The sequence below is a fragment of the Streptomyces sp. NPDC001914 genome (genome assembly GCF_042891215.1).
Classification (GTDB): domain Bacteria; phylum Actinomycetota; class Actinomycetes; order Streptomycetales; family Streptomycetaceae; genus Streptomyces.
Genome location: NZ_JBIASW010000004.1, coordinates 481,207 through 505,919, shown reverse-complemented (window position 1 = coordinate 505,919; position 24,713 = coordinate 481,207). Strand labels below are relative to the sequence as shown.

The window sequence follows — 24,713 nt, the reverse complement described above, 5'->3', positions numbered from 1 at the left end:
CGCCTCTGCCGGGTGTGTCAGGCCTTGGGGGCCGGGATGCGTCCGGGGGGTTCGGGCTCCGCGGTCGGCAGGAACCTGCCGATGAAGAGCTTGTAGATGCCGGCTCCGAGCACGCCGCCGATCAGCGGACCGATGATCGGCACCCAGAAGTAGAAGTTGCCGTACTGATCTCGCCAGGCCCCTCCGTATCCCGTGAGGAAGCTGGCCAGACGCGGTCCGAAGTCACGTGCCGGGTTGATCGCGTAGCCGGCGAGGGTGCCCCACGCCATGCCGATGCCCACGACGAGCAGACCGATGATGAAGGGGCCGAGGTTCGCGCCGGGCGGGGTGTTGAGCAGGTCGGTGACCGCGAAGATCACCAGGAGCAGGATGGCCGTGCCGATGATCTGGTCGCGGAACGCGCCCCATTCGTGGACCGGCAGGTTCGGGTTGCCGTTGGCGGGGAGCGTGGAGAACACGCCCTGGGTCTTGATGGTGTGTCCGGGGTCGGCCTTCGCCAGGGCCTCCGTGTAGTTCCAGCGCACGATCAGCGCCGCCACGAAGGCGCCGACAGTCTGGGCCACGACGTAGGGGGCCACCTTGCGCCACGGGAAATCCTTGAACGTGGCCAGCGCGACGGTCACCGCGGGGTTGAGGTGGGCGCCGCTCAGCCGTGCCGCGACGTAGACGCCCATGGTGACGCCGATGCCCCAGGCCCACGCGATGCTGTCGTGGTTGCCGAGACCGCCCGGCGGTGTCGTGAGTGCTCCGCCGGCGACCACCTGGGCCACCACGCCGCACCCGAACAGGATGAGAATCATCGTTCCGAGGAACTCACCGGACAACTCACCGATCAGCCCCGAGTTTTTGAACCGCTCAGCCATGGAAGCCCGCTTCCCGCCGGTCCAGGACCGGCCGTTGACCGCCGCCCGAGCCCTCCCTCACATCAGCATAGGATGATCAAGAATGAATTGCATCAAAAGTTAACTATCCCGTTTTGGAGCGTCAAATCAGGTAACCCACAACTTTGATGCGGTTCGCGGCGATGGGTGCTCGCGGCCTTCGGCATGTGCTCGGGGGCCTCAGGCGGGCACGGTGACGATGCCGAGCGGCTCGCTCGTGGGCTGTCGTGATCCGCCCGCCGGTTCGGCGGTGATGCCCACGGCGCTGACGTCGTCCAGGGTGCCGTGGAGCAGTTGGGCGTGCCCGCCGCCGGAGCCGGGGAGCAGGCCCGCCGGACGGAGGGCGCCGGACTCGGCCGCGTACCAGAGTTCGTAGACCTGGTCGTTCTCGAGGCGGGGCAGGTCCGAGGCGATGAAGGCCGCCCGGCCCTGGGAACGGGAGGCGACGACGCTGATGTCGGCCCCGTTGTCCAGCCGCTGTGTGCTGATCTTCGCGTCCCGGGCCGTCAGGATGTCGGTCAGGGCGGCGGCCCGGGCCTCGCTCGCGGCGACCTCGGCCTGTGCGTCCTCGGCCTGGGTGTGCTGCCACACGGCGACCCCGCCGAGCGCCGCCGCGAGGGCCAGACACGCGGCCAGCGCCATCCGCTGAGCCCGCCGGCGCACCGGAAGGACACGCGCGGGACGCTCCTGGCGCGTATGGGCGATCCGTTCGAGCACGTCGCGGCGCAGTTCGGGCGACGGGGTCGCGTCCTGGGACGAGGCGAGTCGCAGCGTGACCTCGGACAGCTCCGCCACCTCGTCCCGGCACGCGGCGCAGCCCGCGAGATGGTTCTCGAAGGATGCCTCCTCGGCCGCCGAGAGGGCGTGCAGGACGTACGCGCCGACGAGCTGGTGCGGGTCTTCGGGGGCCGTCATCGCCCGGCCTCCAGACATCTGCGCAGCAGCCGCAGCCCGGTGCGCATCCTGGACTTCACGGTGCCCGCCGGGGTGGCCAGACAGGCGGCCACCTCCAGATACGTCATGCCCTCGTAGTAGGCGAGCACCAGCGGTACGCGCTGATGGCGCTCCAGGTCGGCGAGACAGCGCTGCACGCGATCGTGCTCCTCGTGCCGTTCCACGGCCTCGGCCACCTCGTCGAAGGGGCGGTCCTCCGCGAGCAGGGCGCTGCGCCGCTCCCGGTCCGTGCTGGCCTGGACGTGCCGGACCCGGTCGACGGCCCGCCGGTGCGCGAGGGTCAGGACCCATCCCCGGGCGGTGCCGCGTTCGGGGCGGTAGCGGTCCGCGGTCCGCCAGATCTCGACCATCACGTCCTGTGCCACCTCCTCGGCCTGGGCCTCGTCCCGCAGTACGCGGCAGATCAGACCCTTGACCGGCCGCGCGAGGGTGTCGTACACGTCGGCGAAAGCGTCCTGGTCGCCCTGGGCGGCACGTTCGAGGCGCGCGTCCAGCCACGCGTCGGGAGACGGGTGCCGTCGCGAACCCTGTCCGTCCCGGCCGGTCTTGGCATCGCCCACAGAATCCGTCCGTTGGTTGCTTCCCGTCCGGCCCCTGCGGCGTGATCGGCCCGTACGGGGCCGGTGTGGCCGGTGACCGGTCTCCCGGAGGGGAGGGGTCTCGTCATCGAGTATTCGTGGCCACCCGGCCCGCGGATGAGCCGAGGGCCCGGCGCGTTCCCGGCGCCCGGCCGTGGTCGCCCCCTCTCAAAACTCGAACCGAAAACTCACCTAGGTCTATCCTCATACATACCTTTTGTCGCTCCGAATACCCTATGTCCCGCGCATCGAGGGCCTGGAAACGTATCGTCAGCTTCGGCGCGAACCTCTCGGACACCGGCCCTCGTTGCGCACGTCCATCACATTGCGAGGGAGGTGAGTCCGATGACCACACGCGTCAGCCCCCGGCGGCTGCTGGCCGGTGCGGCGGCGACGGCGCTGCTGGCCGGAGGGGCCGCCCTGGGTACGTCCGGTACCGCGGCCGCGACCACTGCGCCGCCGCCCGGACCGTCGGTGACGGCCCCCGACCACCACGGTCACCACGACCGCTGCGAGTGGAAGAAGGGCCACTGGGAGAAGAAGTGGGTGCCCGGACACTGGGTCAAGAAGTGGGTCCACAAGGATTCCTGGCACCACGGTCACCACAAGCACGTCTGGGTGAAGAAGTGGGTCTACGTTCCCGGTCACTGGGACAAGGTGTGGGTCAAGGCCCACTGGGACTGCCGGCACCACGGCCACTGAGCGCTCCGGTTCGGGTGTGAGGACCGGGTGCGGTCACCCCGCCCCGGTCCGTTCCCCGTCCGTCCTCGGTCGGCCTCCGGTCCGGCCCACCCCCGGCCCGCGTCCGGTCCACCCCCGGCCCGCGTCCGGTCCGCCTCCGGCCTGCGTTCGGTCCGCTTTCGGCCCGTCCCCGGCCCGTCCCCGGCTCATCCCCGGTCCGCGTTGCGCTCGCCGGCCGCGCGGTACCCGTGCCGCGCGGCCCGGCGGTGAGTGCGCCGGAAACGCGGTGGAGCTGGGACGATCCCGTTGGTTAGGCTCGTCCGATGACCACACGCACCTTCCGTGTCACCGTTCGCGGTGTCTTCGACGGACTCAGCGCCGACCAGCGTGCCGAACTCCTGGCACACGCCCCGGAACACGACGTCCTGCGGGCGGCCTTCACCCCCGAGGGGCACCTCAGCTACGACGTGGCCGCCCGGCCCGCCTTCACCTTCCGCTTCCTCGACTCGGGGGAGGCGGAGGAGGACATCCTGGAGGCCGTCGAACGCGCCGAGGCCGCCGCGACGGCCTGGCTCACCGAGCGCGGCTACGGCTTCAAGAGGCTCAAGTCCCAGGCCGAGGATCTCTCGCAGGCACCCCTCGCCAAACGGCAGCGCCGGGCCATCGCCCAGAACACCCCCTGACCCCGAGAAGGCCAAGGGGCGCCTATGTTTCACAAATGCTTGAGTAGTCAAGGAGAAGTCAATGAGTGGAGGGCTGGACGCGGTACTGCGTCTGGTGCGGGCGCAGGCCGCCCTGGTGAAGCGGTTCGACGCGAGCCTCGGAGGACTGCACGGGGTGAGCCTGGCCGACTTCACGCTGTTGCTGCGCCTGTCCGAGGCGCCGGGCGACCGTATGCGCCGGGTGGACCTGGCGGAGGCGCTGGGGCTGACCGCCTCCGGGGTCACCCGGGGGCTCGTACCGCTGGAGCGCATCGGCCTGGTCAGGCGGGACCCGGACGCCCGTGACGCGCGGGTGGCCTACGCGGCCCTGACCGGGACCGGTCGGGAGCGCCTGGGGGAGATGCTGGTCACCGCCGAACGGGTCGCCGAGGAGGTCTTCGCCGAGCCGGCGTGGACCAAGGAGGACACGGCGGGCCTCGCCACCCTCCTCGGCCGCCTCGGCGGAACCAGCTTCGTGCGACGCGCCCCCGACCCCTCCTGAGCCCGCCACTGCCGGTCCAGCCGGCCCCGGACGGGGCGCCCCCCGGCCTTCCGCCCGGGAGCGCCCCGCTGTCTTCCGCCCGGGGCGGTGCCCCGCGGCCCTCCGTCCGGGGCCGACGTCCTGGGCGTCCCGCCCCGACCGGCACTCCGCCGGTGGCGACGCGGCGGGCGTCCCGCCCGGCAGCGGTGTCCTTCGGGCCGTGGTGCCGCACGTGGCTCCGGCCCGTGACATGCCCCTCGCCGGGCGGTGACGCAGTGGGCGTGCCGCCGGGAGCAGTGTCCTTGCGGCCGGGGGATGCACCCTGCTGGGCGGTGACGCGCCGGGCGGCCTGCCCACGAGCAGCGCCTCTCTCGGCCGTCGGTCCCGCCCGGGGCACCTGCCGCGGGCGGCGTTGCGCGCGGCCGCCCGGCCGAGGCGCCGGGGCCCTGTCCGAGGTGGTCGTCCCACCGGGCGGGTCGCTGCCTGCGCCCCGTTCGAGACCGGCGCTCCGCCGGGCGGCGATGTCCCCGGAACGCCGGGATGACGGCCGGCGTTCCGGGGGCGCGGGCCGGCGCTCCTGGTGTCCTCGGCGGCGGAGGCGTCGTAACCGGGTGTGTCGGGTTCGTCGCGCGGAGGGGCCGGAGCGGTGACGTCTTGCCACTCTCGTGGGCTCGGCGCACGCTGGTGGGATGGGAGCTCGCGACGGGCCCACGCTCATCACCTCCGTCCAGCGGGCCTTCCGCCTTCTGGAGGCGGTGAGCGCGCACGAGAACGGCGCGCCCGCCAAACAGCTCGCACGGGAGACCGAGCTGCCCCTGGCCACCGCCTATCACCTGCTCCGGACCCTCGTCCACGACGGATACATCCGCAAACTCGACGACGGCGGGTTCATCCTCGGTGACAAGGTGCAGACGCTGCGCACCCAGGGCCGCGGACAGGCGCTGCTCAGCCGGGTACGGCCGACGCTCGCCGCTCTGCGGGACGAGCTCGCCTCGGCCGCCTACCTCACGTTCTACGAGGAGGGCGAGATCAGGGTCGCCGAGATCGTCGACGGGCCACGGGCGCCCCGGGTGGACCTGTGGGTCGGCTTCGAGGACGCCGGGCACGCCACCGCGCTCGGGAAATCCGTCCTGCGGGAGCTGGACGAGGAGTCCCGCAACGACTATCTCGCCCGCCACGCCCTTCCCGATCTCACTCCTCGGACCATCACCAGCCGACGTGAACTGCTGCGTCATCTGGCCTCGTCGCCGGTGGCCCCGGCCGTCACGGACCTGGAGGAGTACGCTCTCGGAACCGTCTGCGTCGCCGTACCCGTGTACAGCGGGGCCACGTTGGGCTCGCTGGGCGTATCGCTCCCCGCCGAGCGGCTCCCCCGGCTCGACGAGGTCCTGACGCGACTGATCCCGACCGCGAACCGGGTGACCAGAAGCCTGTCGCTCACTATTTGAAATCCCCGCGCTTGTGGACCACATCCCGAACGTCTTTCCTAGACCAACCGGACATTTCAGGGATGAACCCAGGTGAGGACTGCGGACGAACATGAGTCAGGCCCGAGAGCACGGCAGCGAGCACTGGCCGCGGACGTTCAGGAACCGAGGCGTCGGTTCCGGAGCGGCGGCCCGCAAGCGCGCCGCCCACCTCGCCTTCGGCACCCCGGTGCTGCCTTTACTGATCGTCGGGGCCATCGTGCTCATCGACCTGGCCGGTGGAGCGGGGATGATCTGGCTGCCGCTGCTGGCAGCCGGACCCGCGCTGGCCGCCACCACCAGCCGGCCGCTCGGAGTCCTGTGCGTCGGCTTCCTGGCCGCGACGCTGAGCGCGCTGCTCGGTTCCCGGGACGGGGTTCCGGGTGACGAGCTCATCGCCGTCCTGTCCGCCCTGGCGGCCGTCACCGGGGCGAGCGCCCTGGCCAGTGCGCTCCGCTGGCGCCGCGAGAGGGTCCTCGCGGCCGTCCGCTCCGTCGCGGAGGCCGCCCAGCACGCTCTGCTCGCGCCCATACCCTCGAACGTCGGCCCCTTCCAGGTGGCCGTCCGCTACAGCGCCGCCGCGGCCGAGGCCCGGATCGGCGGGGATCTCTACGCGCTGGTGCCGACGCCGTACGGGGTCCGCATGATCATCGGTGATGTCCGGGGCAAGGGCCTGCCCGCCGTGGGCACCGCCGCGCTCGTGCTCGGTGTCTTCCGCGAGGCCGCCTACGACGAGCCCGACCTCCTCACCGTCGTGGCCCGGATCGAGCGGAGTCTGGCGCGCAACCTCGGCTACGACGACTTCGTCACCGCCGTGGTCGCCGGGTACCCGGAACCGGACCGGCTGGAGGTCGTCAACTGCGGACACGCCCCTCCGCTGCACGTCAGCTCGTCCGGGAGCGTCGTGTCGGTCGACCCCGTGAACCCCGCTCCGCCGCTCGGGCTGCGCGCTCTGACGGGGGAGACCCCGAGCCTTCAGGTGCTGCCCCTGGCCGACGGCGACCAGCTGCTGCTGTACACGGACGGGGTCACCGAGGCCCGTGACCACGGCCGGGAGTTCTACGCCCTCGCCGAAGGTCTGGCCCGGCACGTGTCCGACGAGCCCGCCTCCACGCTCGCCGCGCTCGACGCCGAGCTCCAGGCCCATGTGGGCGGCAGGCTGCACGACGACGCGGCCCTGCTGCTGCTCCGCAAGCCGGACCCCGCCGAGTCGGGGTCCGCGATCGCCGCGGGTGGCTCGGTCACCGTTCCCTCACCGCCCCGGCCGCCCGCCGCCGGTGTGGGCTGCGGCAGGGCCGCGGAGTAGCCGTCCCGGACGCGGACGGCGGGAGACGGAGCCCGTTCCGGGGAAGAACCGTCCCGACCGCGCCACGGCGTGCGACGGGGCGCGGTCGCCCCGCACGGGACGGGCCGGGTCAGTGGCCCGCGCACTGGAGCCAGGGCAGTGGCCCGCGCACGGAGCCCGGTCAGTGGCCCGCGAACTGGAGCCGGGTCGGCTGCACGGCGTCGGGCCGCAGCGCGATGCCGTCGACCGTCAGACGCTCACCGTAGATGTCCGTGATCCGGACCGGGCCTCCGCAGCCGCCGCCGTCCTCGGCGAGGAAGTAGTTGTAGTCGGTGCGAGGGAGCTGCCGCCACACGCCGCCGGAGCGGAGTTCGAGCCGGGCCACCGGGTTCCGGTGGCCGATCACCTGGAGCGCGCACCAGTAGCGGCTGGACCCGGTCTTGTACCGGAGGGAGAGCGTGCCGGAGTCGCCGGGGCTCAGCAGCTTCCACGTGATCGGGATCCGGCCGGCCGCCGGGTTCGCGAGCCGGGCGAACGCCGGGGCGCTCAGATCGAGCTGGCCGGGGACGCAGCCCGTCGGGCATTCGTTGGTGATCCGGACCGTGACGCTCGCACCGCCGTCGGCGCGCACCAGCACGTAGGCCCCGCAGGCCTCGGCCGTCTCGTAGTCGGTGTGGTTCATCGCCGCGGTCATGAGCTCGTCGCTCGGACCGTAGGAGCAGGCGCCGTCGCCGGTCCCGGCGTCGTACGTGGTCGCCACTCCCCGGTAGCCGACGCCCGGGCGGATCCGTCCCGCCAGCGGGGCGGTCGTCTTCGTGGCCCGGGAGGCGGCCGAGGCCGACGGCCGTGCGGACGCGGTCGAGGTACGGGCCGTAGCGGTCGGGGAGCCGTCCGGGCTCGCCGACCGGGTCGCCGCGGGGGACGTCGATCCGTCCGGAGACTCCCGGCCGGGAGCCTTGGTCCCCCGGGAACCGGTGACCGCCGAGTCCGCGGCCCGTCCCGTATCGGCCTGGCCGCCGGGCCGGAACGCCACGACCAGACAGACCAGCGCCCCGACCGCGAACAGCGCGACGGGGGTGACGGCCCTCAGCGTCGGCCGCCGTCCGCGCCGACGGGCGGCCTGTCTCGTTTCCTTCATGCGCATCCGTTCGGGGTCGGGCCGCTGGTACGCCCGTCAGTCGCCGCCGGAGGCGGAAAGGTTGCCGCCCCTTCCCTCTTCGGCGCGGCGGATCAGCTCCCGGCCCCGTGCCATGCCCGGTACCTCGACGAAGCGATGGGTCAGCGCGCAGGACGCCAGCAGCACGGCGAGGAAGGCCGCCTCCAGTACGGGTTCGTCGTGCCGCTGCCGGCCGATCACGCCGTCGCTCACCGCCAGCAGGACCGGATGCACCAGGTAGACCGAGTAGCTGACCGTCCCCAGCCAGATCAGCGCACGCGGGAATCTCCGGCGGCGCAGCGCGAGGGCCAGTCCGAAGGTGAGTACGGCCAGCAGGAAGGCCGTGATCCAGCCGCGCGTCGCGAACCGGTCCGTGTCACCGTTCGCGTACGCGCTCCCCACGGAGCAGATCACCACCACCGCGGCGGTGAGTGCCGCGCGCGGCCAGGTGCCCGTCCCGCTCTCCGCCCGCTGGACGGCGGTGCCGAGGAACATGACGGCCAGGATCACCAGGCCCTCCCAGAGGGGAACGGTGCCGTTGAAGGGGACCAGGACCAGCGCGAGCACGCCTCCCGCCACGGCCCCCGGCACCCGCAGCGCGGACCTTCGGGAACTCCCGCAGAGGACGGCGACCACCAGCACCGTCGCGGCGAGCGCGATGAGCGGCCCCCTGCCGACCGCCGAGGACAGCGCGGACGCCGGTGGCACGAACGCCACGGTCGCGGTCACGGCGGCCAGCGTTCCCAAAGACACCGCGACCGTCGCCGAGCGCCGGTGCAGCCGGACCGTGAACAGGGCGACCACCAGCAGGTAGAACGCCAGTTCGTACGACAGGGTCCACAGGACGAGGACGACACTCGGTGTCCCCAGTACTTCCTGGAGCAGCGTGGCGTGGGCCACGGCCACCGTGACGGGATTCTGTCCGTCGAAACGGGCCCCGAGGTGCGCGAGGCCCACGAGATTCAGCGCCAGTACCGAACCCACCACCACGGCCCAGAGCGGGTAGATGCGATGGGCCCGGCCGATCCAGAAACTCCTGACGCAGCCCCGGCGCTCCAGCGAGGCCGGGATGACGTAACCGCTCACCAGGAAGAACAGCATGACGCCGTACCGGCCGATGTCGATCTGCGGCATCACCTGCCCCCGGAACTCCGCCATGAAGGAGTACGAGGAATGGTCGACCGCCACGAGAAGCGCGGCGATCCCGCGCAGGGCGTCCAGCCGGCCGAGGCGCGTGGCTCCGGCGGATCCACCGGGCGCGGGGGCGGGCGATGCCGGGGGCGTCGGCCGGGGAAGCGGCCGGAGAACGGGGGGTGCGGGTTCCATGGAAACGCCTGCCTGGACCGGGTCCTGTGGGGTGGCGGCTGCGCCGGACCGGGCGGGAAGCGGGCACGGCGAACCGGGCGGCCCGGTCCGGCGGCTCGCCGGTGTTCGGTTCGCGAGGCCGTGGATTCCACATCGAAGTGCGGACAGCCGGCGACGCGGCACGGGACACGCCCTGATGAGGCGGCTTTAGCCAGGATTGCCCAAATTCACCGTGACTGCCTACGCGTGCTGGTCAGCGCCTCGTGGCCGTCGGCCGTGCTCGCGAGGCCGGCATGCGTCGCCCGCGGGGATGGGACAGAGTGATCCCATGGGCCACCTGTGGATGACGTGGTCGCTCGAAGGCGTCGGCTCGGCCGGACAGAACGTCCCCGACGTCGAGGCGGCATGCCGCTCTCTCATCGGCTCCGTGGAGCGGTCCCGACGTGCCTTCGAGACGCCCGAGCCGTGGGAGGAACTCCGCGACTCGGCGCTGCTGCTCCAGGACCGCATTCTGGGTCCGGGGCGGGAGGTCGTTGAGCAGGGCCGGCGATGGACGTCGACCGTGAACGGGGTCAGCATTCTGCTGGTCCCGCGCGAGTGATCGGTCCGCGCCGGGGTTTCGTATGACTGTCGGGCCCGGCCGCGGGTGGGTTCCGTGTGACTGTGGGGTACGGCCGCGGGTGGGTTCCGTGTGACTGTGGGGTCTGGTCGCGGCGGGGTTCCGTGTGACGGTCGGGTCCGGCCGCCGGGCGGTTCCGTGCGACGGCCTGGTCCGACCGCCGGGCCGGTGGCTCCGCGCCGGCGCTCGTCGCGCGCGCGGAAACACCCACCTGCCCGGCAGCCGGACCCGCCGTCCGGGTCAGGCGGCCGCGGTCAGGGGCACCAGGTCGCTCCCGTGCCGGAAGGCCGGGTGACCACCGAGACGCCGTACGTAGTCCAGGAGCCGGGGGCGCGAGCCGAGGGCGCGGGACCGGCCGAGACCGGTGAGCGCCGTCCATACGTCCACGTCCGCCGCGGTGAGGGATTCGCCCAGCACGTAGGCGTGCGAGGAGAGCCGGCAGTCCAGCAGCTCCAGGGCCGCCGCGAGTTCCGAGGGCGGGGCGGCCAGGGTGACGGCGCGGTCCAGCAGCTCGCGGAGGGCTTCGATGTCCGCGGCGAGGGGCGGCGGACAGAGCGTGGACGGGCACGTCGTGGTGTGACCCGAGCGCAGACCGGCCAGGTCGCGGAGGATGGCGGGCGTGTGGTTGCTGACGATGCGTCCGCTCCACCGGTCGCACAGGGCGGGCGCGGTGAGCGGCCCGTCGAAGTGATGCTCGGTGGCCTCGTAGGCACGGCGCAGTGAGGCGAAGGCGTCGGGAGTCCGCGCGGCGTCCGCCACGAGTGTGGTGGCGACCGAGTCCCGCAGGCCGAGCAGTCCCAGGGTGATGGCGATGCGCAGCGAGGGCGGACAACTCTGCGCCAGATACAGCTCGTAGCGGTGTGGAGCCGGGTAGAAGCCGCCCGCCAGACCGACACCGATGCGGCTGTCGACGCGGTGGGGGAGTGCGGACGACGCCGTCGCCTGCTTGAGCCGCGGAGCGGCCGACGGGAGCGAGATCTGGTCACAGGGGCGTGAGTTGGCAGTGTTTGACGGGCGCGAAGCTGTCTCGGGCATGACTCTCCCTGGGGGAAGACGGAAGCCACCGCCGCTTTGTGGGCACCGGCGGCCGGATGCGGAATGACTGCGCTTGTCGCACCGGTCCGGATCTAACGGACCGGTCGCGGATCAGTAAGCGCTGGAGACGCGCAGGAGGTCGATGTGCAGGCGCCTCGTCAAACCGCTCTTGGGCAATTCCCACCGGTCCCGGCTCAGGGCTCGCGAGACGCGAGACCACGCTTGCCCCGCCGCACCGGCGGGACCCGGTCGTCACCCGGGGCACCCCGTCGCGGCGGAAGGGTTGCCTGTCAGCGGGCCGGGGCCGATGACCACTGGAGCGGGGCGAACCCGCGCCGTGGGCGCTGACAATCGTGACCGTCCATGACAGTCTCGGCGCGCTCTGTTGCGCCGTCAAGAAGGCCGGACGCACGGTCTCACCTGGTGGTCACCCGCATTGACATTCTTTTCGGGGCGGGCCTAACGTGCGGCCCACCACAGGATGCCTTTCGGCCGGAGAAGAAATGGTGACGGCGATGCACGCAGCAGACGGGACGGCCGCATGGCGGCGCCTCGGTCGCGATGTGCTGTGCGCCGACCGGGCCGTGGACCTGCTGCGCGTCAACAGCGCCCTGTGTCCGGGCACGTGTCGCTCCCTCAGCCGAGGCTGACGGTCTCTCCGAGTCCTCGGCCGTCCCGAGCCGAGGGTTCCTCCAGGTCTCTCACGACCTCAGGTCTTCGACGACTTCAGGTCTTCGACGACTTCAGGTCTTCGATGTCCTCAGGTCTCTGATCACCGCAGGCCTTTGACGGCCACGCGCTGACGGCTCCAGCCCTCGGCGGCCGCCGTGGTCGCGCAACGCCCCTTCCCCGCCCAGCCCTCGTCCCACCTGTGCCCGCGCATCGCCGTGTACCGAGCCGTCCCGCTCGGCGGTGCGCCGCCGCTCCGTGGTCCGGGGTGTCCGAATCCGCTGGAGTTCTCCATGAGCCAACCTCCAGGCGCCGCTGTGTCCTTCGGATCAGCACCGCCCGCCGAGGCGATCCCCCGTACCGACCTCCCCGCCGCGTCCGAACGTCCGGCGGCCCAGCGGGTCCTGCCGCTGCGGCGGCCCGGCCGCTGGATCGTCACGGCCGTCGTGCTGGTGCTGGTCGCCCAGATCGCCCACGGACTGGTGACCAACCCCTTCTACCAGTGGGATCGCTTCCAGTACTGGTTCCTGCGCCCGACGATTCTCGACGGTCTGCTCATCACCCTGGAAGTCGCCCTCTACAGCGCGGTGTTGGGTCTTCTGGGCGGTGTCCTGCTGGCTCTGGCCAGGCTCTCCCGGAGCCCGGTGCTGCGGGCGGTGAGCTGGGTCTACACCTGGCTGTTCCGGTCGGTTCCGCTGATCGTCGTCCTGCTCTTCCTCTACAACTTCAGCGCGCTGTACCAGACGTTGAGCGTCGGAGTGCCGTTCGGGCCGGCCTTCTTCACCTTCGACGAGTCCCGCCTGGCGACCGACATGGCCGTCGCCGTCGTCGGACTGAGCCTGAACGAGGCCGCGTACGCCTCCGAAGTGGTGCGCGGCGGGATCCTCTCCGTCGACCAGGGCCAGCACGAGGCGGCGTCCGCCCTCGGTCTGCCGAAGCGGTACCAGTTCGCGAAGATCGTCTTCCCGCAGGCGCTGCGTTCCATCACCCCCAACTACGTCAACCAGTTGATCGGTCTCATCAAGGGCACCTCGCTGGTCTTCTACGTGTCCCTGCTCGACCTCTTCGGCTCCGTGCAGAGCATGGGCAGCACCTACCCCGGCGACATCGTGCCGCTGCTCCTCGTCGCCACCGCCTGGTACCTGATCCTCACCAGTGTCGTGTCCGTCATCCAGTTCTACGTCGAGCGGCACTACTCGCGGGGCGCCCTGCGCACCCTGCCGCCGACCCCTTTGCAGAAGGCGCGGAACGGTCTGCGCGAGGTGCGAGCCCGGTTCCGGAGGGAGACGGCGATATGAGCGGCGAGACGAATCCGACGACGGTGAAGACGCGGACGGCCCCGGCCGGCGAGGTGACGGACGCGGCGCCGACTGCCTCCGTCCGGGCGACGGACGCGGCGTCGACAGCCTCCGCCCCGGTGACGCACCCGGCCGCGGACCCGGCCCCGGCCTCGCACGCGGCCTCGGACCCGGCCGCCGAGATCGACGACGGGCTGCACGTGCGGCCGGCCGCCGTCGAGGTGCACGACGTGCACAAGTGGTACGGGTCCCAACAGGTGCTGGACGGCGTGGAGTTGACCGTCCGGCCCGGCGAGGTGACGGTCGTCCTCGGTCCGTCCGGCTCCGGCAAGTCCACCCTCCTGCGGGTGATCAACCACCTGGAGAAGCCCGAGATCGGCCACGTCAGCCTGAACGGCGAGCTCATCGGCGTCCGCAGGCACGGCGACCGTCTCAAGGAGCTGAGCGAGCGGGTCATCCTGGCCCAGCGCAGCCGGATCGGGTTCGTGTTCCAGAACTTCAACCTCTTCCCGCACCTGACCGTTCTGGACAACGTGGCCGCTGCCCCGGTGGCGACCGGCAGGCTGTCCAGGGCCGGGGCGCAGGAACTCGCCCGTGATCTGCTCGCCCGGGTGGGCCTGGCCGACAAGGCCGCCGCCTACCCCCGGCAGCTGTCCGGCGGTCAGCAGCAGCGCGTGGCCATCGCCCGGGCCCTCGCCCTGCGTCCCGGAGTCATCCTCTTCGACGAACCCACGTCCGCGCTCGACCCCGAACTGGTCGGCGAAGTCCTCGCGGTCATCAAGGACCTGGCCCACAGCGGCACGACACTCGTCATCGTCACCCACGAGATCGGCTTCGCCCGTGAGATCGCCGACCGTGTGGTCTTCATGGACGGCGGGCGCATCGTCGAACAGGGTCCGCCCGAGCAGGTGCTGGACCGTCCGCGAGAAGCACGCACCCGAGAGTTCCTGAGCAAGGTGCTCTGACGGTGCTCCGACCGCTTCATGTCCGACGCGCAGCGGGACACCGCTCGACGAGGTGTTCCCTGCCCTGCCGCCCCGACCCGCGTCGGGGCGGACCCCCGATTCGGCGGCCCGCCGGGACCGTTCCCCCACATCTCTCATCGCACACTCGACAAGGACAGCCATGCGCACCCACAGCCTGAACCGCACAGCCCTCCGCGGCGTCGCCGCCACCGCGGCCGTCGCCTCCCTCGCCGTCTCCCTCGCGGCCTGCGGCGCGGACAGCGACGCCGCCACCCGGACGCGGTCCGACGCGGCCGGAACCGTGACCGTGGGCGCGCTCTCGAACGGGGCAGCGAAGGAAACCACGTTGAAGGTCTCCGAGGTGAAGTCCATCAGTGCCGAGCTGCCCAAGTCCGTCGCGGAAAGAGGCACGTTGGTGGTGGGCATCGGCGCACTGCCCGCCGGATCGCCGCCGTTGAACTTCGTCGGACAGGATCAGAAGACGCTCACCGGCAGCGAACCCGATCTCGGCAAGCTGGTCGCCGCGGTCCTCGGGCTGAAGCCGGTCGTCAAGAACTCCACCTGGGAGAACCTGTTCGTCGGGATCGACAGCGGCAAGGTCGACGTCGCCTTCTCGAACGTCACCGACACCGAGGAACGCAAGAAGAAGTACGAGTTCGCCTCGTACCGCCAGGACAACCTCGCCTTCGAGGTGCCGAAGAAGAGCACCTGGAACTTCGACGGCGACTACCGGAACCTCGCCGGCAAGACCGTCGCGGTGGGCGCCGGCACCAACCAGGAGAAGATCCTCCTGGAGTGGAAGGACAAGCTGGCCAAGGCGGGCAAGAAGCTCACCGTCAAGTACTACCAGGACAACAACGCCACGGCTCTGGCGCTGAACAGCGGGAAGATCGACGCCTCCTTCGGCCCCAACCCGGCCGTCGCCTACCACGTCACCCAGAACGCCAAGTCCCCTCACCCGACCCGCAACGCCGGCCAGTTCTCCGGCGCGGGCGCCACGATCCAGGGACTCATCGCGGCCACCGCCAAGAAGGACAGCGGTCTCGCCAAGCCGGTCGCCGACGCCATCAACTACCTGATCGACAACGGCCAGTACGCCAAGTGGCTGGCCGCCTGGAACCTCTCCAACGAGGCGGTGAAGACCTCCGAGGTCAACCCGCCCGGCCTGCCGCTCGACAACTCCTGAACCACCGCCCGCCCCAAGGGACTCCGCCGCATCGCGGCGGAGTCCCGGGCGCGACCGGCCGCGTTCCAGATACGGAGAACCCGCACCGCCATGTCCACCAGCGTCCACCCCGCACCCGCCCCTTCCCCGAGCCCGGCCCCACCGCACATCCTCGACAACGCCGCGTGGGCCGCGCTGACCGGCCCGCACGCCCACCTCGCCGAACGCGTCGGCAGGGCCGCCCGCTACCCGACGGACGTGTCCCCGTTCACCGCGCTCGCGGATCCCGCCGACCCCCGCGCGTGGGACGACCTCGCCGAACTGGTGGGTCCCGGGACGGTCACCCCGGTCACCGCGATCCAGGCCGTGCCCGACGGCTGGACGATCGAACACGGCGGCGACGGGGTCCAGTTGACCGCCACCGCGCTGCGCGCCGAGCCCGCGCCCGAAGCGGTACGCCTCGGCCCCGCCGACGTGCCCGAGATCCTCGGCCTGATCGCCCTCACCCGGCCGGGCCCCTTCCTGCCCCGTACCGTCGAACTCGGCGCCTACCTCGGCATCCGGGAAGGCGGCCGGCTGATCGCCCTGGCCGGCGAGCGGCTGCGGCCGCCGGGCTGGACCGAGATCAGCGCCGTGTGCACCCATCCCGACCACCGGGGCAAGGGCCTGGCCACCCGCCTCGTCCGCGCGGTCGCGGCGGGGATCGAGGAGCGGGGGGACACCCCGTTCCTCCACGCGGCCGCCGACAACACGAACGCGATCCGGCTCTACGAGTCGATCGGGTTCACCCTGCGCCGCCGCACGCGGTTCGTGCTCGTCCGGACACCCGGCGGACAGCGGTCCGTGCCCGCGGGACACGAAGAGGGCGGGCAGCCGGAAGAAAAGGCACACCGATGAGGTTGGTCTTGTCCAGGACCGTGCGGCGCCCCGGCGGGGACCCACTCGGGCCGGGCGGTCGGGGGACCCGGGAGCACCGGGCCGAGAGGGCGGAGGTGAGGTCCGTGCGCCGTGTGAACCACCGCGTGCCGAGACCGCTCGCGCCCCGCCCCCTGCACCTGTACGGCCGGCCGCACATCGATCTGCTGCGGGTCGCCGGCGCGCTCTGTCGCCTCTGATCCGTTCCACGCAGCCCCGCCCCGTTTCACGGGGGCGGGATTCCTCGTACGGCCGATCAGGAAGGCACCTCCGTGTCCTCGTCACCCTCCCCCCTGCACCTCGCCGTCGCACTCGACGGCGCCGGCTGGCACCCGGCCGCCTGGCGCGAACCCGTCGCTCGGCCCGGCGAACTGCTCACCGCCGCCTACTGGGCCGATCTGGTCACCGAGGCCGAGCACGGTCTGCTCGACTTCGTGACCATCGAGGACGGTCTCGGCCTCCAGTCCTCCTCGCCCGCGGAGCCGGACGGCCGCACCGACCAGGTCCGCGGCCGACTCGACGCCGTCCTCATCGCCGCGCGGATCGCGCCCCTGACCCGTCACATCGGTGTGGTGCCGACCGTCGTGGCCACACACACGGAGCCGTTCCACATCTCCAAGGCGATCGCCACCCTCGACTACGTGAGCACCGGCCGTGCGGGTGTACGCGTCCAGGTCTCGGCACGCCAGAACGAGGCCGCGCACTTCGGCCGCCGTACGCTCCCGCCGTTCCGCATCGAGGACTACGGCACGCCCGCCGGGCAGGCACTGGTGACCGAACTCTTCGACGAGGCGGCCGACTACGTCGAGGCGGTCCGCAGGCTCTGGGACAGCTGGGAGGACGACGCGGAGATACGCGATGTCGCCACCGGCCGCTTCATCGACCGCGACAAGCTCCACTACATCGACTTCGAGGGCGGGCACTTCAGCGTCAAGGGTCCCTCGATCACCCCCAGGCCGCCGCAGGGCCAGCCGATCGTCAGCGCGCTCGCGCACGCGACCGTCCCGTACCGGCTGGTGGCCCGGGCCGCCGACGTCGGATACGTCACCCCGCACGACGCCGGACAGGCGCGCGCCGTCGTCGAGGAGATCCGCGCCGAACAGACCGCCGCCGGCCGCGGGGACGAGACCGTGCACGTCTTCGGCGACCTCGTGGTCTTCCTGGACGACACCCCCGGTGCCGCCGAGGCCCGCCGTGAGCGACTGGACGCCCTCGCGGGCCGCCCGTACACGAGCGACGCCCGGATCTTCGCCGGAACCCCGGCGGGACTCGCCGATCTGCTCCAGGAACTGGGCGAGGCAGGGCTGTCCGGTTTCCGGCTGAGGCCCGCCGTCGCAGGCCACGACCTGCCCGCGATCACCCGTTCTCTGGTGCCCGAACTCCAGCGCCGGGGCGTGTTCCGGCGGGCCTACGAGGCCGACACCCTGCGCGGACTGCTCGGGCTCGCCCGCCCCGCGAACCGCTACGCCACCACCGCCTGAGCCGGAAGGACCCCCGACCATGAGCAAGCCGCTCAAGCAGATCCATCTCGCGGCGCACTTCCCCGGCGTCAACAACACCACCGTGTGGAGCGACCCCGAGGCCGGCAGCCACATCGAGTTCAGCTCCTTCGCGCACTTCGCCCGCACCGCCGAGCGCGCCAGGTTCGATTTCCTGTTCCTGGCCGAAGGGCTGCGTCTGCGCGAACAGGGCGGACACATCTACGACCTGGACGTCGTCGGACGGCCCGACACCTTCACCGTGCTCGCCGCGCTGGCCGCCGTCACCGAACACCTCGGCCTGACCGGCACCATCAACTCCACCTTCAACGAGCCCTACGAAGTGGCGCGCCAGTTCGCGAGCCTGGACCACCTCTCCGGCGGGCGCGCAGCCTGGAACGTCGTCACCTCCTGGGACGCCTTCACCGGCGAGAACTTCCGCCGCGGCGGCTTCCTGCCCCAGGAGGACCGTTACTCGCGGGCCAAGGAGTTCCTGGCCACGGCCAACGAACTCTTCGACTCCTGGCGCGGGGACGAGATCGTCGCCGACCGCGCCGGCGGCACCTTCCTGAACGACGCCAAGGCCGGGGCCTTCGTCCACCACGGACAGCACTTCGACATCGAGGGGCAGTTCAACGTCCCGCGCTCCCCGCAGGGCCGCCCGGTGATCTTCCAGGCCGGAGACTCCGAGGAGGGCCGCGAGTTCGCCGCGTCGAGTGCCGACGCCATCTTCAGCCGCTACTCCACCCTGAAGGAGGGCCAGGCCTTCTACACGGACGTCAAGGGGCGCCTCGCCCGCTACGGCCGCCGCTCCGACCAGTTGCTGATCCTGCCCGCCGCGACCTTCGTGCTCGGCGACACCGACGCCGAGGCCGAGGAACATGCCCGCGAGGTGCGGCGCCTCCAGGTCAGCGGCGCCACCGCCATCAAGCACCTCGAGTTCGTCTGGAACCGCGACCTGTCCGCGTACGACCCGGACGGCCCGCTTCCCGACATCGACCCGGACCTCGGCGAGCACACCGTCGCCCGGGGCCGCGCCCAGGTCAGGATGTACCGCGACCCGCTGGCCACCGCCCGCGAGTGGCGGGAGCGGGCCGCCGCCAACAAGTGGTCCATCCGCGACCTCGTCATCGAGACCGGCAGCAGGCAGGCCTTCGTCGGCAGCCCGGCCACGGTCGCCGAGACCATCAACGACTTCGTCCAGGCCGACGCCTCCGACGGCTTCATCCTCGTCCCGCACATCACCCCGGGCGGCCTCGACGCATTCGCCGACAAGGTCGTCCCGATCCTCCAGGAACGCGGTGTCCATCGCACCGAGTACGAGGGCTCCACCCTGCGCGACCACCTCGGCCTCGCCCACCCCGACGCCGGGACATCCGCCGACCGGGCGGCGTCATGAGACTCCCCGCGACACCCGTTCTCGAACCGATCCGCATATCCGCCGAGCGCTGAGGAGGCCTCCGCACATGTCCGACATCCCTCTCGGCGTACTCGACCTCATCCCGATCTCCTCGGGTTCCACGGCCGCGGACGCTCTGCGCAACTCCATCGACCTGGCCCGGCGGACCGAGAGCCTCGGGTACAGCCGCTACTGGTTCGCCGAGCACCATCTCAACCCGGGGGTTGCCGGAACCTCGCCCGCGGTCGTCCTCGCTCTGACGGCCTCCGCGACCTCGACCATCCGGCTCGGCGCGGGTGCCGTGCAACTCGGCCACCGCACCGCCCTGTCCACGGTCGAGGAGTTCGGTCTGATCGACGCGCTGCACCCCGGGCGCTTCGACCTGGGCCTCGGACGCTCCGGCGGCCGGCCCACGGGCAGGACCGCGGGACCGCCGGCGACCGCGACCCCCGTGGTCGACGGCCGTGCTCCGAACGGGCTCCGCATTCCGCCCCGTTTCTCCTTCGAGCACCTTCTCGGCTCACCGCGCGTCGCCCTCCAGCGCGCCCTCCTCCAGCAGCCCGACGCCCGGTCGCAGGACTACGGCGAGCAGGTCGACGACATCCTCGCGCTGCTCGCGGGCACCTACCGCTCCGCGGAGGGAGTCGAGGCACACGCCGTCCCGGGCGAGGGCGCCGATCTGGAACTCTGGATCCTCGGCAGCAGCGGCGGACAGAGCGCCGAGGTCGCGGGCCGCAACGGGCTCCGGTTCGGGGCGAATTACCACGTCAGCCCGGCGACCGTGCTGGAGGCTGTCGACGGCTACCGTGCCGCGTTCCAGCCCTCCGACGTCCTCGACAAGCCGTACGTCAGCGTGTCCGCGGACGTCGTGGTCGCCGAGGACGACGAGCGGGCCCGCGAACTCGCCACGGGATACGGCCTGTGGGTCCGCAGCATCCGCACCGCCGAGGGGGCCATCGAGTTCCCCACCCCGGACGAGGCGCGCGCCCACACCTGGTCGGACGCCGACCGGGCCCTCGTCCAGGACCGCCTCGACACCCAGTTCGTCGGCTCCCCGAAACGGGTCGCCGCCCACCTGTCACAACTCCAGGAGGCCACCGGAGCCGACGAGCTGCTGATCACCACGATCACCCACGACCACGCAGACCGGGTGCGCTCCTACGAACTGCTGGCCGAGGAGTGGCGCGCCAGTTGAGCCGGCGCATGGCCTACGAGGAGGGGGACGGCTGATCACCCGGCGAGCCGGGTGATCAGCCGTCCCCCATGCCGAACGCGTCGTGGATCGGGCGTACCTCCGTCGTCACCACGTGGAAGTCGAGTACACGCTCGGCGATGGCGCGGGCCCGGGCGGGGGTCGCGCACTCGATCACGTAGTAGGCCGTGAGGTGTTCCGTGGCGTCGAGGAAGGGCCCGTCGGAGGAGGTGACGGGCCCCTCCTCGCTCCGGCGCAGGGTCGTGGTGTCCCGCGGATAGGCCAGCCCCGCTCCGTTGAGTAGTTCGCCCGAGCTCTCCAGGTCTCTGTGGAGGGCTTCATGACGGCGGAACACGTCGGCCCGCTGCTCCGCCGTCATCGCTTCGGTCGCCGCCGGATCGGCGTACATCAGCACCATGTATTTCATGGCTCCACCCTGGCACCGGGGACTGACATCCACGCTGCGCGGGGCGGTCCCGGCGGTCCGGTTCAGCCGGTCGACGCGAGGGCGGTGACGCGGCCTCCCAGCGCGGCCGAGAAATGGTCCGTCACTTGTTCCAGTGCCTGGGCCGCGGCGGGTGCGATCACGGCCGTGCCGTCCTCGCCGGCGGTGATGTCCTTGTCGAGGGTGAACCAGCCGGGCACGATGTGCGACGCGCCCATGGACGTCAGCACCGGGCGCAACGCGTAGTCGATGGCCAGCACATGGGCCGTACTGCCGCCCGTGGCCAGGGGCAGCACGGTCTTGCCCGCCAGCGCGTACTGCGGGAGCAGATCCAGGAACGACTTCAGCAGACCCGAGTAGGCAGCCTTGTACACGGGCGTGCCGATCACCACCCCGTCCGCCCCCTCGAACAGAGCGGCGGCCTCGACGATCGCGGGGTGCCGGAAGTCGGCCCCGAGCAGCGCGTGGGCGGGCAGCGTGCGTACCTCCAGGGGAATCACCTCATGGCCGTGGCGGCGGAGCCGGCCGTCCAGGTGACGCAGGAGCCGTGTGGTGCGGGAAGTGGGAGAGGGGCTTCCGGAGACGGACACGATCGTGGCCATGGCTGACCTTCCGGGTCGGGATTCGGATACGTGAAGCGGGTGGGGGCGGGAGGCGGCGCGGCTGCGGTGGGGTGCGGGTGCGGGTGCGGGTGCGGGTGCGGGTGCGGCGCGGGCGCGGCGCGAGAGGTTCACCCGCCGCGCCCGCACCGCGCGGCCTCACCAGGCGCTCGACCGCACACTGATCAGCGGCCGCAGATCGCCCCGCAGCGCTTCAAGGAAGCCGACGACCTCGGCCGCCACCGAACGGTGCTGGAGGTCGTTGAGGACGTCGTGGTGAGCGCCGTGCACGACCGAAAGACGCGCCAGGGGCAGCGACTTGGCCAGACGGGCGAGCGCCTCGTCGTCGGCGAGCGGGTCGGCGTCGCCTACGAGCAGCAGGGTGGGCAGGGGCGTCTCGCTGTCGTACGCCGCGCCGAGCAGGGAGTCCGGCAGCGCGTCGTTGAGCGACCCGCGCCGTACCAGTGGGTCCTGCGTGAGGCGGCCCCGGTGGGTGGGGCACGAGGTGCGGACGTCGAGCTCGTGGTCCCAGCTCTCGCCGCCGGCTCCGGGCGTCGCGGCCGGACCGGGAAGCCCGGCCAGGACCAGGGCGTCCGGCCACCACGCGGCCGGGGTCCGGGCCCCGCCGAGGAGTGCGGCGAGCGCGACGGCCCCCGCGTCCGCGCCCACGAGGACGACAGGCCGTACGACACCGTCCTGCGGGGCGGTGTCCTCGATCGCCCCGGCGATCCGCGCGGCCAGATCGGTCAGCGACCCGGCCGGGTCCGCGGCGTCGAGGGTCGGGGGGTCGATCACGCGGACGCGGTAGGCGTCGGCGGCGAGCCGCGCGCCGAAGCGCTCGTACGTCCCCCGGGTCTCGCCGCGGCCGGGCACCACGAGGATCGTGCCGCGGACGAGCAGGCCTTCGGGGCCGTGGTGGTCGCTGTACTGAGTCATGTCACACTCCTGCGGATGCGGGCTCGCCCGTGCGCGCGGGCTTCCAGCCCAGCGCCGGTGCCACCTCGGTCGCGATGAGTTCGAGGGCACGGACGGCGGCGTCGTGGTCGGGGACGGCGGGGTTGAACTGGGCGATCAGATCGGTGGCGACGGGCAGGACCTTCTCCCGGCCCAGGGCCTCGACGACGTCGTCGGGATGGCCGTAGAACGTGTGGAAGCGGCGCAGCGCCTCGTCCCGGTCGAGGCCCTTGGGGAACGCGCCGCTCTCCGCCATGCGCAGCGCCGCCCGGTGGACGTCGTCGCCGATCGCGCGGAGCGCCGTGCGCCGGTCCTTGGCCGGGAAGACGAAGCGGGACAGGCCGATGCGCGGGCGGTGCGGCTGGTCCCAGGCGGCGAGGAAGGCGTCGGCCCAGGGCCGCTGCACCTCGTCGGTGGGGGAGTCGAATCCGTAGGCCGCCCGGTTGAGCAGCAGGTTCGAGCCGTGGCGCGCCGCGTACTCGGCCCCCTGCGCGCTGAACACGCCCTGCCAGATGCGGCGGCCGAAGTCGCCGGGGCGGGGCTGGACACGGAAGCCGGGTGTGCCCACCTCATCGTGGGCGAGGGCCCGGCGCAGGATGTCGAGGTTCTCGCTGGTCAGTTCGCGCTTGCGGTCGGCGTCCCTGCCGAACGCGGCGTACTCCTGGCCGCTCGATCCGCTGCCCACGCCGATCTCGACACGGCCGCCGCTGAGGGTGTCGACGGTGGCGATGTCCTCGGCGAGGCGGACCGGGTCCTCCAGCGGGAGGACGGTGACGGCGGTGCCCAGCCGGATCCGGGTGGTCCGCGCCGCCGCGTGGGCGAGGAAGGTCCAGGGCGAGGACAGTCCGCCGCCGCCGAGGGGCACGTGGTGCTGGGCCACCCAGCCGACGTCGAAGCCGAGTTCGTCCGCCACGGTGAACAGGTCCTGCGCGTTGCGGTAGGTGCGCGCGATGTCCTCGTCGCGCCCCTGGACATGGGTGAGGAAGCCGAGTCTGAAGCGTGGTCGCTCGCTCGTCATGGGTTGTCGGCCTTTCGGTGGCGGGTCGTCTCGTCGGGTCGCCGTGCCGGACGGTTCGCGGGAGAGCCGGCGGCCGGCCGGTGAAGCCCGGTTCCGCTCCACGGGCCGGTCGCGGCGGGCTCTCAGTCGTTCGCGAGCTGCGGCTAGCGGGCGTGACGGTTGGCCGGGACGGGCAGGCCGAGGTTGCCGCGCAGGGTGTCGGCCGCGTACTCGGTACGGAACAGCCCGCGCTTCTGGAGCACCGGGACGACGCCGTCGACGAAGAGGTTCAGTTCGTCCTCGGTGCGGAAGGCGAGGTTGATGCCGTCGAAGGTGCCGGCGGCGAACCACTCCTCGATGGTGTCGGCGACCGTCTCCGGAGCCCCGACGAACGGCGAGGCGCGGAACTGGTTGACGGACTCGGCGACCTGGCGCAGCGTCAGGTTCTCGGTCCGGGCCCGCTCGATGAGCGCCGACGCCCCGGTGCGGCCGCCCTTCTCCGCGAGGTGCGCGACGTCGGGGAACGGCGCGTCGAGGTCGTGCGCGCTGAAGTCGTAGGCGCCGAAGGAGCGGCCGAGCAGCGCGAGGTTGCGGTCGAAGTCGTTGTCCTCCTCGAAGATCTCCCGCTCGCGGCGCCGGGCCGCCTCGTCGGTGGCGGCGACGACCGGGCTCCCGTGGATGAAGATCTTGATGTGCTCGGGGTCGCGGCCGTAGGAAGCGGTGCGCCGCTTGATGTCGGCGTAGTACTCCTGGGCCTGCCGCAGCGTGCCGCCCGGCGCGTAGATGCCTTCGGCGACCTGCGCGGCCAGGTCGCGGCCCTCCTCGGAGACCCCGGCCTGGAAGATGACCGGCTGCCCCTGCGCGGAGCGGGAGAGGTTGAGCGGTCCGGCGACCTTGAAGTGCTCGCCCTCGTGGTCGAGCGCGTGCAGCTTGGCCGGGTCGAGGAACACGCCCCGGGCCACGTCCGCGGGGAAGGCGTCGTCCTCGTAGGAGTCCCACAGGCCGCGGGCGACCCGGACGAACTCCAGGGCGCGGCCGTAGCGGGTGGTGTAGTCGAGGTGTTCGTCGAGTCCGAAGTTCCGGGACGTACCGGTGTCGAAGCTGGTGACGACGTTCCAGCCGGCCCGCCCGCCGCTGATGTGGTCCAGGGAGGCGAACCGGCGGGCCAGGTTGAACGGCGAGTTGTACGTCGAACTCGCCGTGCCGACCAGGCCGATGTGCCGGGTGTGGGTCGCCACCGCGGACAACAGGGTCAGCGGCTCCAGGCGGTTGAGGTAGTGCGCCGGATAGGTCGCGTTGATGAACTGGCTGTCGACGATGAACAGCGCGTCGAAGAGGGCGTGTTCGGCCGCCTTCGCCAGCCGGATGTAGTAGTCGATGTCGATGCTGGCGTTCTTCGCCACGCGCGGGTCCTTCCACAGACCGTGCTGGCCGGGACCGCCGACGCCGTAGGGGTGCAGGGCGAGATGGATGGTGCGGGGCATGGCGTGTTCTT

Annotated in this window: 27 protein-coding genes and 1 riboswitch; of the genes, 15 read left to right on the top strand and 12 right to left on the bottom strand. The window is 72.0% G+C overall.

The annotated features are described in order from the left end of the window. Positions 1-17: 17 nt before the first annotated feature. The 3 genes from ACFYYF_RS14740 to sigK all read right to left on the bottom strand — a co-directional run bounded on the left by ACFYYF_RS14740 (position 18) and on the right by sigK (position 2,395). On the bottom strand, positions 18-863 hold the full coding sequence (locus ACFYYF_RS14740; protein WP_388775385.1) for an MIP/aquaporin family protein: 846 nt from the start codon (positions 861-863) through the stop codon (positions 18-20). A gap of 198 nt (positions 864-1,061) precedes the next feature. After that, on the bottom strand, positions 1,062-1,796 hold the full coding sequence (locus ACFYYF_RS14735) for an anti-sigma factor domain-containing protein (RefSeq protein ID WP_388775383.1): 735 nt from the start codon (positions 1,794-1,796) through the stop codon (positions 1,062-1,064). Then, positions 1,793-2,395: an ECF RNA polymerase sigma factor SigK gene (gene sigK / locus ACFYYF_RS14730; RefSeq protein ID WP_388775380.1), complete on the bottom strand. Its 603-nt coding sequence runs from the start codon at positions 2,393-2,395 to the stop codon at positions 1,793-1,795. The genes ACFYYF_RS14735 and sigK overlap by 4 nt, the downstream gene beginning before the upstream one ends. A 363-nt stretch (positions 2,396-2,758) precedes the next feature. Here sigK and ACFYYF_RS14725 point away from each other — a divergent pair, with 363 nt between their 5' ends. The 5 genes from ACFYYF_RS14725 (at position 2,759) to ACFYYF_RS14705 (ending at position 7,048) form a co-directional block, all read left to right on the top strand. Next, complete coding sequence (locus tag ACFYYF_RS14725) at positions 2,759-3,115, top strand: hypothetical protein (protein ID WP_361680312.1); 357 nt, start codon at positions 2,759-2,761, stop codon at positions 3,113-3,115. 302 nt (positions 3,116-3,417) lie between these two features. Then, on the top strand, positions 3,418-3,777 hold the full coding sequence (locus ACFYYF_RS14720) for a DUF6204 family protein (protein WP_388775376.1): 360 nt from the start codon (positions 3,418-3,420) through the stop codon (positions 3,775-3,777). A 61-nt stretch (positions 3,778-3,838) separates the two neighbouring features. Continuing rightward, positions 3,839-4,297: a MarR family winged helix-turn-helix transcriptional regulator gene (locus ACFYYF_RS14715; RefSeq protein ID WP_388775373.1), complete on the top strand. Its 459-nt coding sequence runs from the start codon at positions 3,839-3,841 to the stop codon at positions 4,295-4,297. A gap of 668 nt (positions 4,298-4,965) precedes the next feature. Next, positions 4,966-5,724: an IclR family transcriptional regulator C-terminal domain-containing protein gene (locus ACFYYF_RS14710; protein WP_361680301.1), complete on the top strand. Its 759-nt coding sequence runs from the start codon at positions 4,966-4,968 to the stop codon at positions 5,722-5,724. Between the two features lie 91 nt (positions 5,725-5,815). After that, positions 5,816-7,048 carry a PP2C family protein-serine/threonine phosphatase gene (locus ACFYYF_RS14705; RefSeq protein ID WP_388775370.1) on the top strand — a complete coding sequence of 411 codons (1,233 nt, stop codon included), beginning with the start codon at positions 5,816-5,818 and terminating at the stop codon, positions 7,046-7,048. Positions 7,049-7,208: 160 nt separating this feature from the next. Here ACFYYF_RS14705 and ACFYYF_RS14700 read toward each other — a convergent pair whose 3' ends face one another. Together ACFYYF_RS14700 and ACFYYF_RS14695 are read right to left on the bottom strand one after the other, a co-directional pair. Next, positions 7,209-8,165 carry an expansin EXLX1 family cellulose-binding protein gene (locus ACFYYF_RS14700; RefSeq protein ID WP_388775368.1) on the bottom strand — a complete coding sequence of 319 codons (957 nt, stop codon included), beginning with the start codon at positions 8,163-8,165 and terminating at the stop codon, positions 7,209-7,211. Between the two features lie 36 nt (positions 8,166-8,201). Further along, on the bottom strand, positions 8,202-9,509 hold the full coding sequence (locus ACFYYF_RS14695; protein ID WP_388775365.1) for an acyltransferase family protein: 1,308 nt from the start codon (positions 9,507-9,509) through the stop codon (positions 8,202-8,204). 307 nt (positions 9,510-9,816) lie between these two features. On the opposite strand from ACFYYF_RS14695, the gene ACFYYF_RS14690 reads away from it, so the two are divergent. Further along, the gene (locus tag ACFYYF_RS14690) at positions 9,817-10,089 is read left to right on the top strand and encodes a hypothetical protein (RefSeq protein WP_365494255.1); all 273 of its coding nucleotides are present in this window, start codon (positions 9,817-9,819) and stop codon (positions 10,087-10,089) included. A gap of 258 nt (positions 10,090-10,347) precedes the next feature. Here the strand turns inward: ACFYYF_RS14690 and ACFYYF_RS14685 are convergent, their stop codons facing one another. Both ACFYYF_RS14685 and ACFYYF_RS14680 read right to left on the bottom strand, forming a co-directional pair. Beyond that, positions 10,348-11,142 carry a cell envelope biogenesis protein OmpA gene (locus tag ACFYYF_RS14685; protein ID WP_388775362.1) on the bottom strand — a complete coding sequence of 265 codons (795 nt, stop codon included), beginning with the start codon at positions 11,140-11,142 and terminating at the stop codon, positions 10,348-10,350. A 111-nt stretch (positions 11,143-11,253) separates the two neighbouring features. Further along, positions 11,254-11,319 (bottom strand): putative leader peptide, encoded by a 66-nt coding sequence (locus ACFYYF_RS14680; RefSeq protein ID WP_355773383.1) that lies wholly within the window; start codon positions 11,317-11,319, stop codon positions 11,254-11,256. Positions 11,320-11,355: 36 nt separating this feature from the next. Then, positions 11,356-11,501: riboswitch (SAM riboswitch) on the bottom strand. Positions 11,502-11,657: 156 nt separating this feature from the next. Here ACFYYF_RS14680 and ACFYYF_RS14675 point away from each other — a divergent pair. From ACFYYF_RS14675 to ACFYYF_RS14635, 9 genes are all read left to right on the top strand, one after another. Next, the gene (locus ACFYYF_RS14675) at positions 11,658-11,792 is read left to right on the top strand and encodes a hypothetical protein (protein ID WP_388775359.1); all 135 of its coding nucleotides are present in this window, start codon (positions 11,658-11,660) and stop codon (positions 11,790-11,792) included. Between the two features lie 312 nt (positions 11,793-12,104). Further along, positions 12,105-13,109: an amino acid ABC transporter permease gene (locus ACFYYF_RS14670; protein WP_388775356.1), complete on the top strand. Its 1,005-nt coding sequence runs from the start codon at positions 12,105-12,107 to the stop codon at positions 13,107-13,109. Between the two features lie 200 nt (positions 13,110-13,309). Continuing rightward, positions 13,310-14,074 carry an amino acid ABC transporter ATP-binding protein gene (locus tag ACFYYF_RS14665; RefSeq protein ID WP_388775740.1) on the top strand — a complete coding sequence of 255 codons (765 nt, stop codon included), beginning with the start codon at positions 13,310-13,312 and terminating at the stop codon, positions 14,072-14,074. Between the two features lie 160 nt (positions 14,075-14,234). Beyond that, positions 14,235-15,260 (top strand): ABC transporter substrate-binding protein, encoded by a 1,026-nt coding sequence (locus ACFYYF_RS14660; protein ID WP_388775353.1) that lies wholly within the window; start codon positions 14,235-14,237, stop codon positions 15,258-15,260. A 90-nt stretch (positions 15,261-15,350) separates the two neighbouring features. Then, positions 15,351-16,136 (top strand): GNAT family N-acetyltransferase, encoded by a 786-nt coding sequence (locus ACFYYF_RS14655; protein WP_388775350.1) that lies wholly within the window; start codon positions 15,351-15,353, stop codon positions 16,134-16,136. 104 nt (positions 16,137-16,240) lie between these two features. Then, the gene (locus ACFYYF_RS14650; RefSeq protein ID WP_388775347.1) at positions 16,241-16,354 is read left to right on the top strand and encodes a putative leader peptide; all 114 of its coding nucleotides are present in this window, start codon (positions 16,241-16,243) and stop codon (positions 16,352-16,354) included. A 72-nt stretch (positions 16,355-16,426) separates the two neighbouring features. Then, positions 16,427-17,635: an LLM class flavin-dependent oxidoreductase gene (locus ACFYYF_RS14645; RefSeq protein WP_388775345.1), complete on the top strand. Its 1,209-nt coding sequence runs from the start codon at positions 16,427-16,429 to the stop codon at positions 17,633-17,635. A gap of 19 nt (positions 17,636-17,654) precedes the next feature. Continuing rightward, positions 17,655-19,031 (top strand): NtaA/DmoA family FMN-dependent monooxygenase, encoded by a 1,377-nt coding sequence (locus tag ACFYYF_RS14640; RefSeq protein ID WP_388775343.1) that lies wholly within the window; start codon positions 17,655-17,657, stop codon positions 19,029-19,031. A gap of 67 nt (positions 19,032-19,098) precedes the next feature. Continuing rightward, a complete protein-coding gene (locus tag ACFYYF_RS14635) occupies positions 19,099-20,226 on the top strand; it encodes an MsnO8 family LLM class oxidoreductase (RefSeq protein WP_388775341.1) in 1,128 nt (375 codons plus the stop codon). Positions 20,227-20,281: 55 nt separating this feature from the next. On the opposite strand, the gene ACFYYF_RS14630 is transcribed toward ACFYYF_RS14635, so the two are convergent. From ACFYYF_RS14630 to ACFYYF_RS14610, 5 genes are all read right to left on the bottom strand, one after another. After that, positions 20,282-20,650 (bottom strand): YciI family protein, encoded by a 369-nt coding sequence (locus ACFYYF_RS14630; RefSeq protein ID WP_388775336.1) that lies wholly within the window; start codon positions 20,648-20,650, stop codon positions 20,282-20,284. Between the two features lie 62 nt (positions 20,651-20,712). Then, on the bottom strand, positions 20,713-21,270 hold the full coding sequence (gene ssuE, locus ACFYYF_RS14625) for an NADPH-dependent FMN reductase (RefSeq protein ID WP_388775334.1): 558 nt from the start codon (positions 21,268-21,270) through the stop codon (positions 20,713-20,715). Positions 21,271-21,426: 156 nt separating this feature from the next. After that, positions 21,427-22,203 carry an alpha/beta hydrolase gene (locus tag ACFYYF_RS14620; protein WP_388775332.1) on the bottom strand — a complete coding sequence of 259 codons (777 nt, stop codon included), beginning with the start codon at positions 22,201-22,203 and terminating at the stop codon, positions 21,427-21,429. Between the two features lies 1 nt (position 22,204). Then, positions 22,205-23,239: an LLM class flavin-dependent oxidoreductase gene (locus ACFYYF_RS14615; protein ID WP_388775330.1), complete on the bottom strand. Its 1,035-nt coding sequence runs from the start codon at positions 23,237-23,239 to the stop codon at positions 22,205-22,207. 143 nt (positions 23,240-23,382) lie between these two features. Then, complete coding sequence (locus tag ACFYYF_RS14610; RefSeq protein WP_388775327.1) at positions 23,383-24,702, bottom strand: NtaA/DmoA family FMN-dependent monooxygenase; 1,320 nt, start codon at positions 24,700-24,702, stop codon at positions 23,383-23,385. Positions 24,703-24,713: the final 11 nt, after the last annotated feature.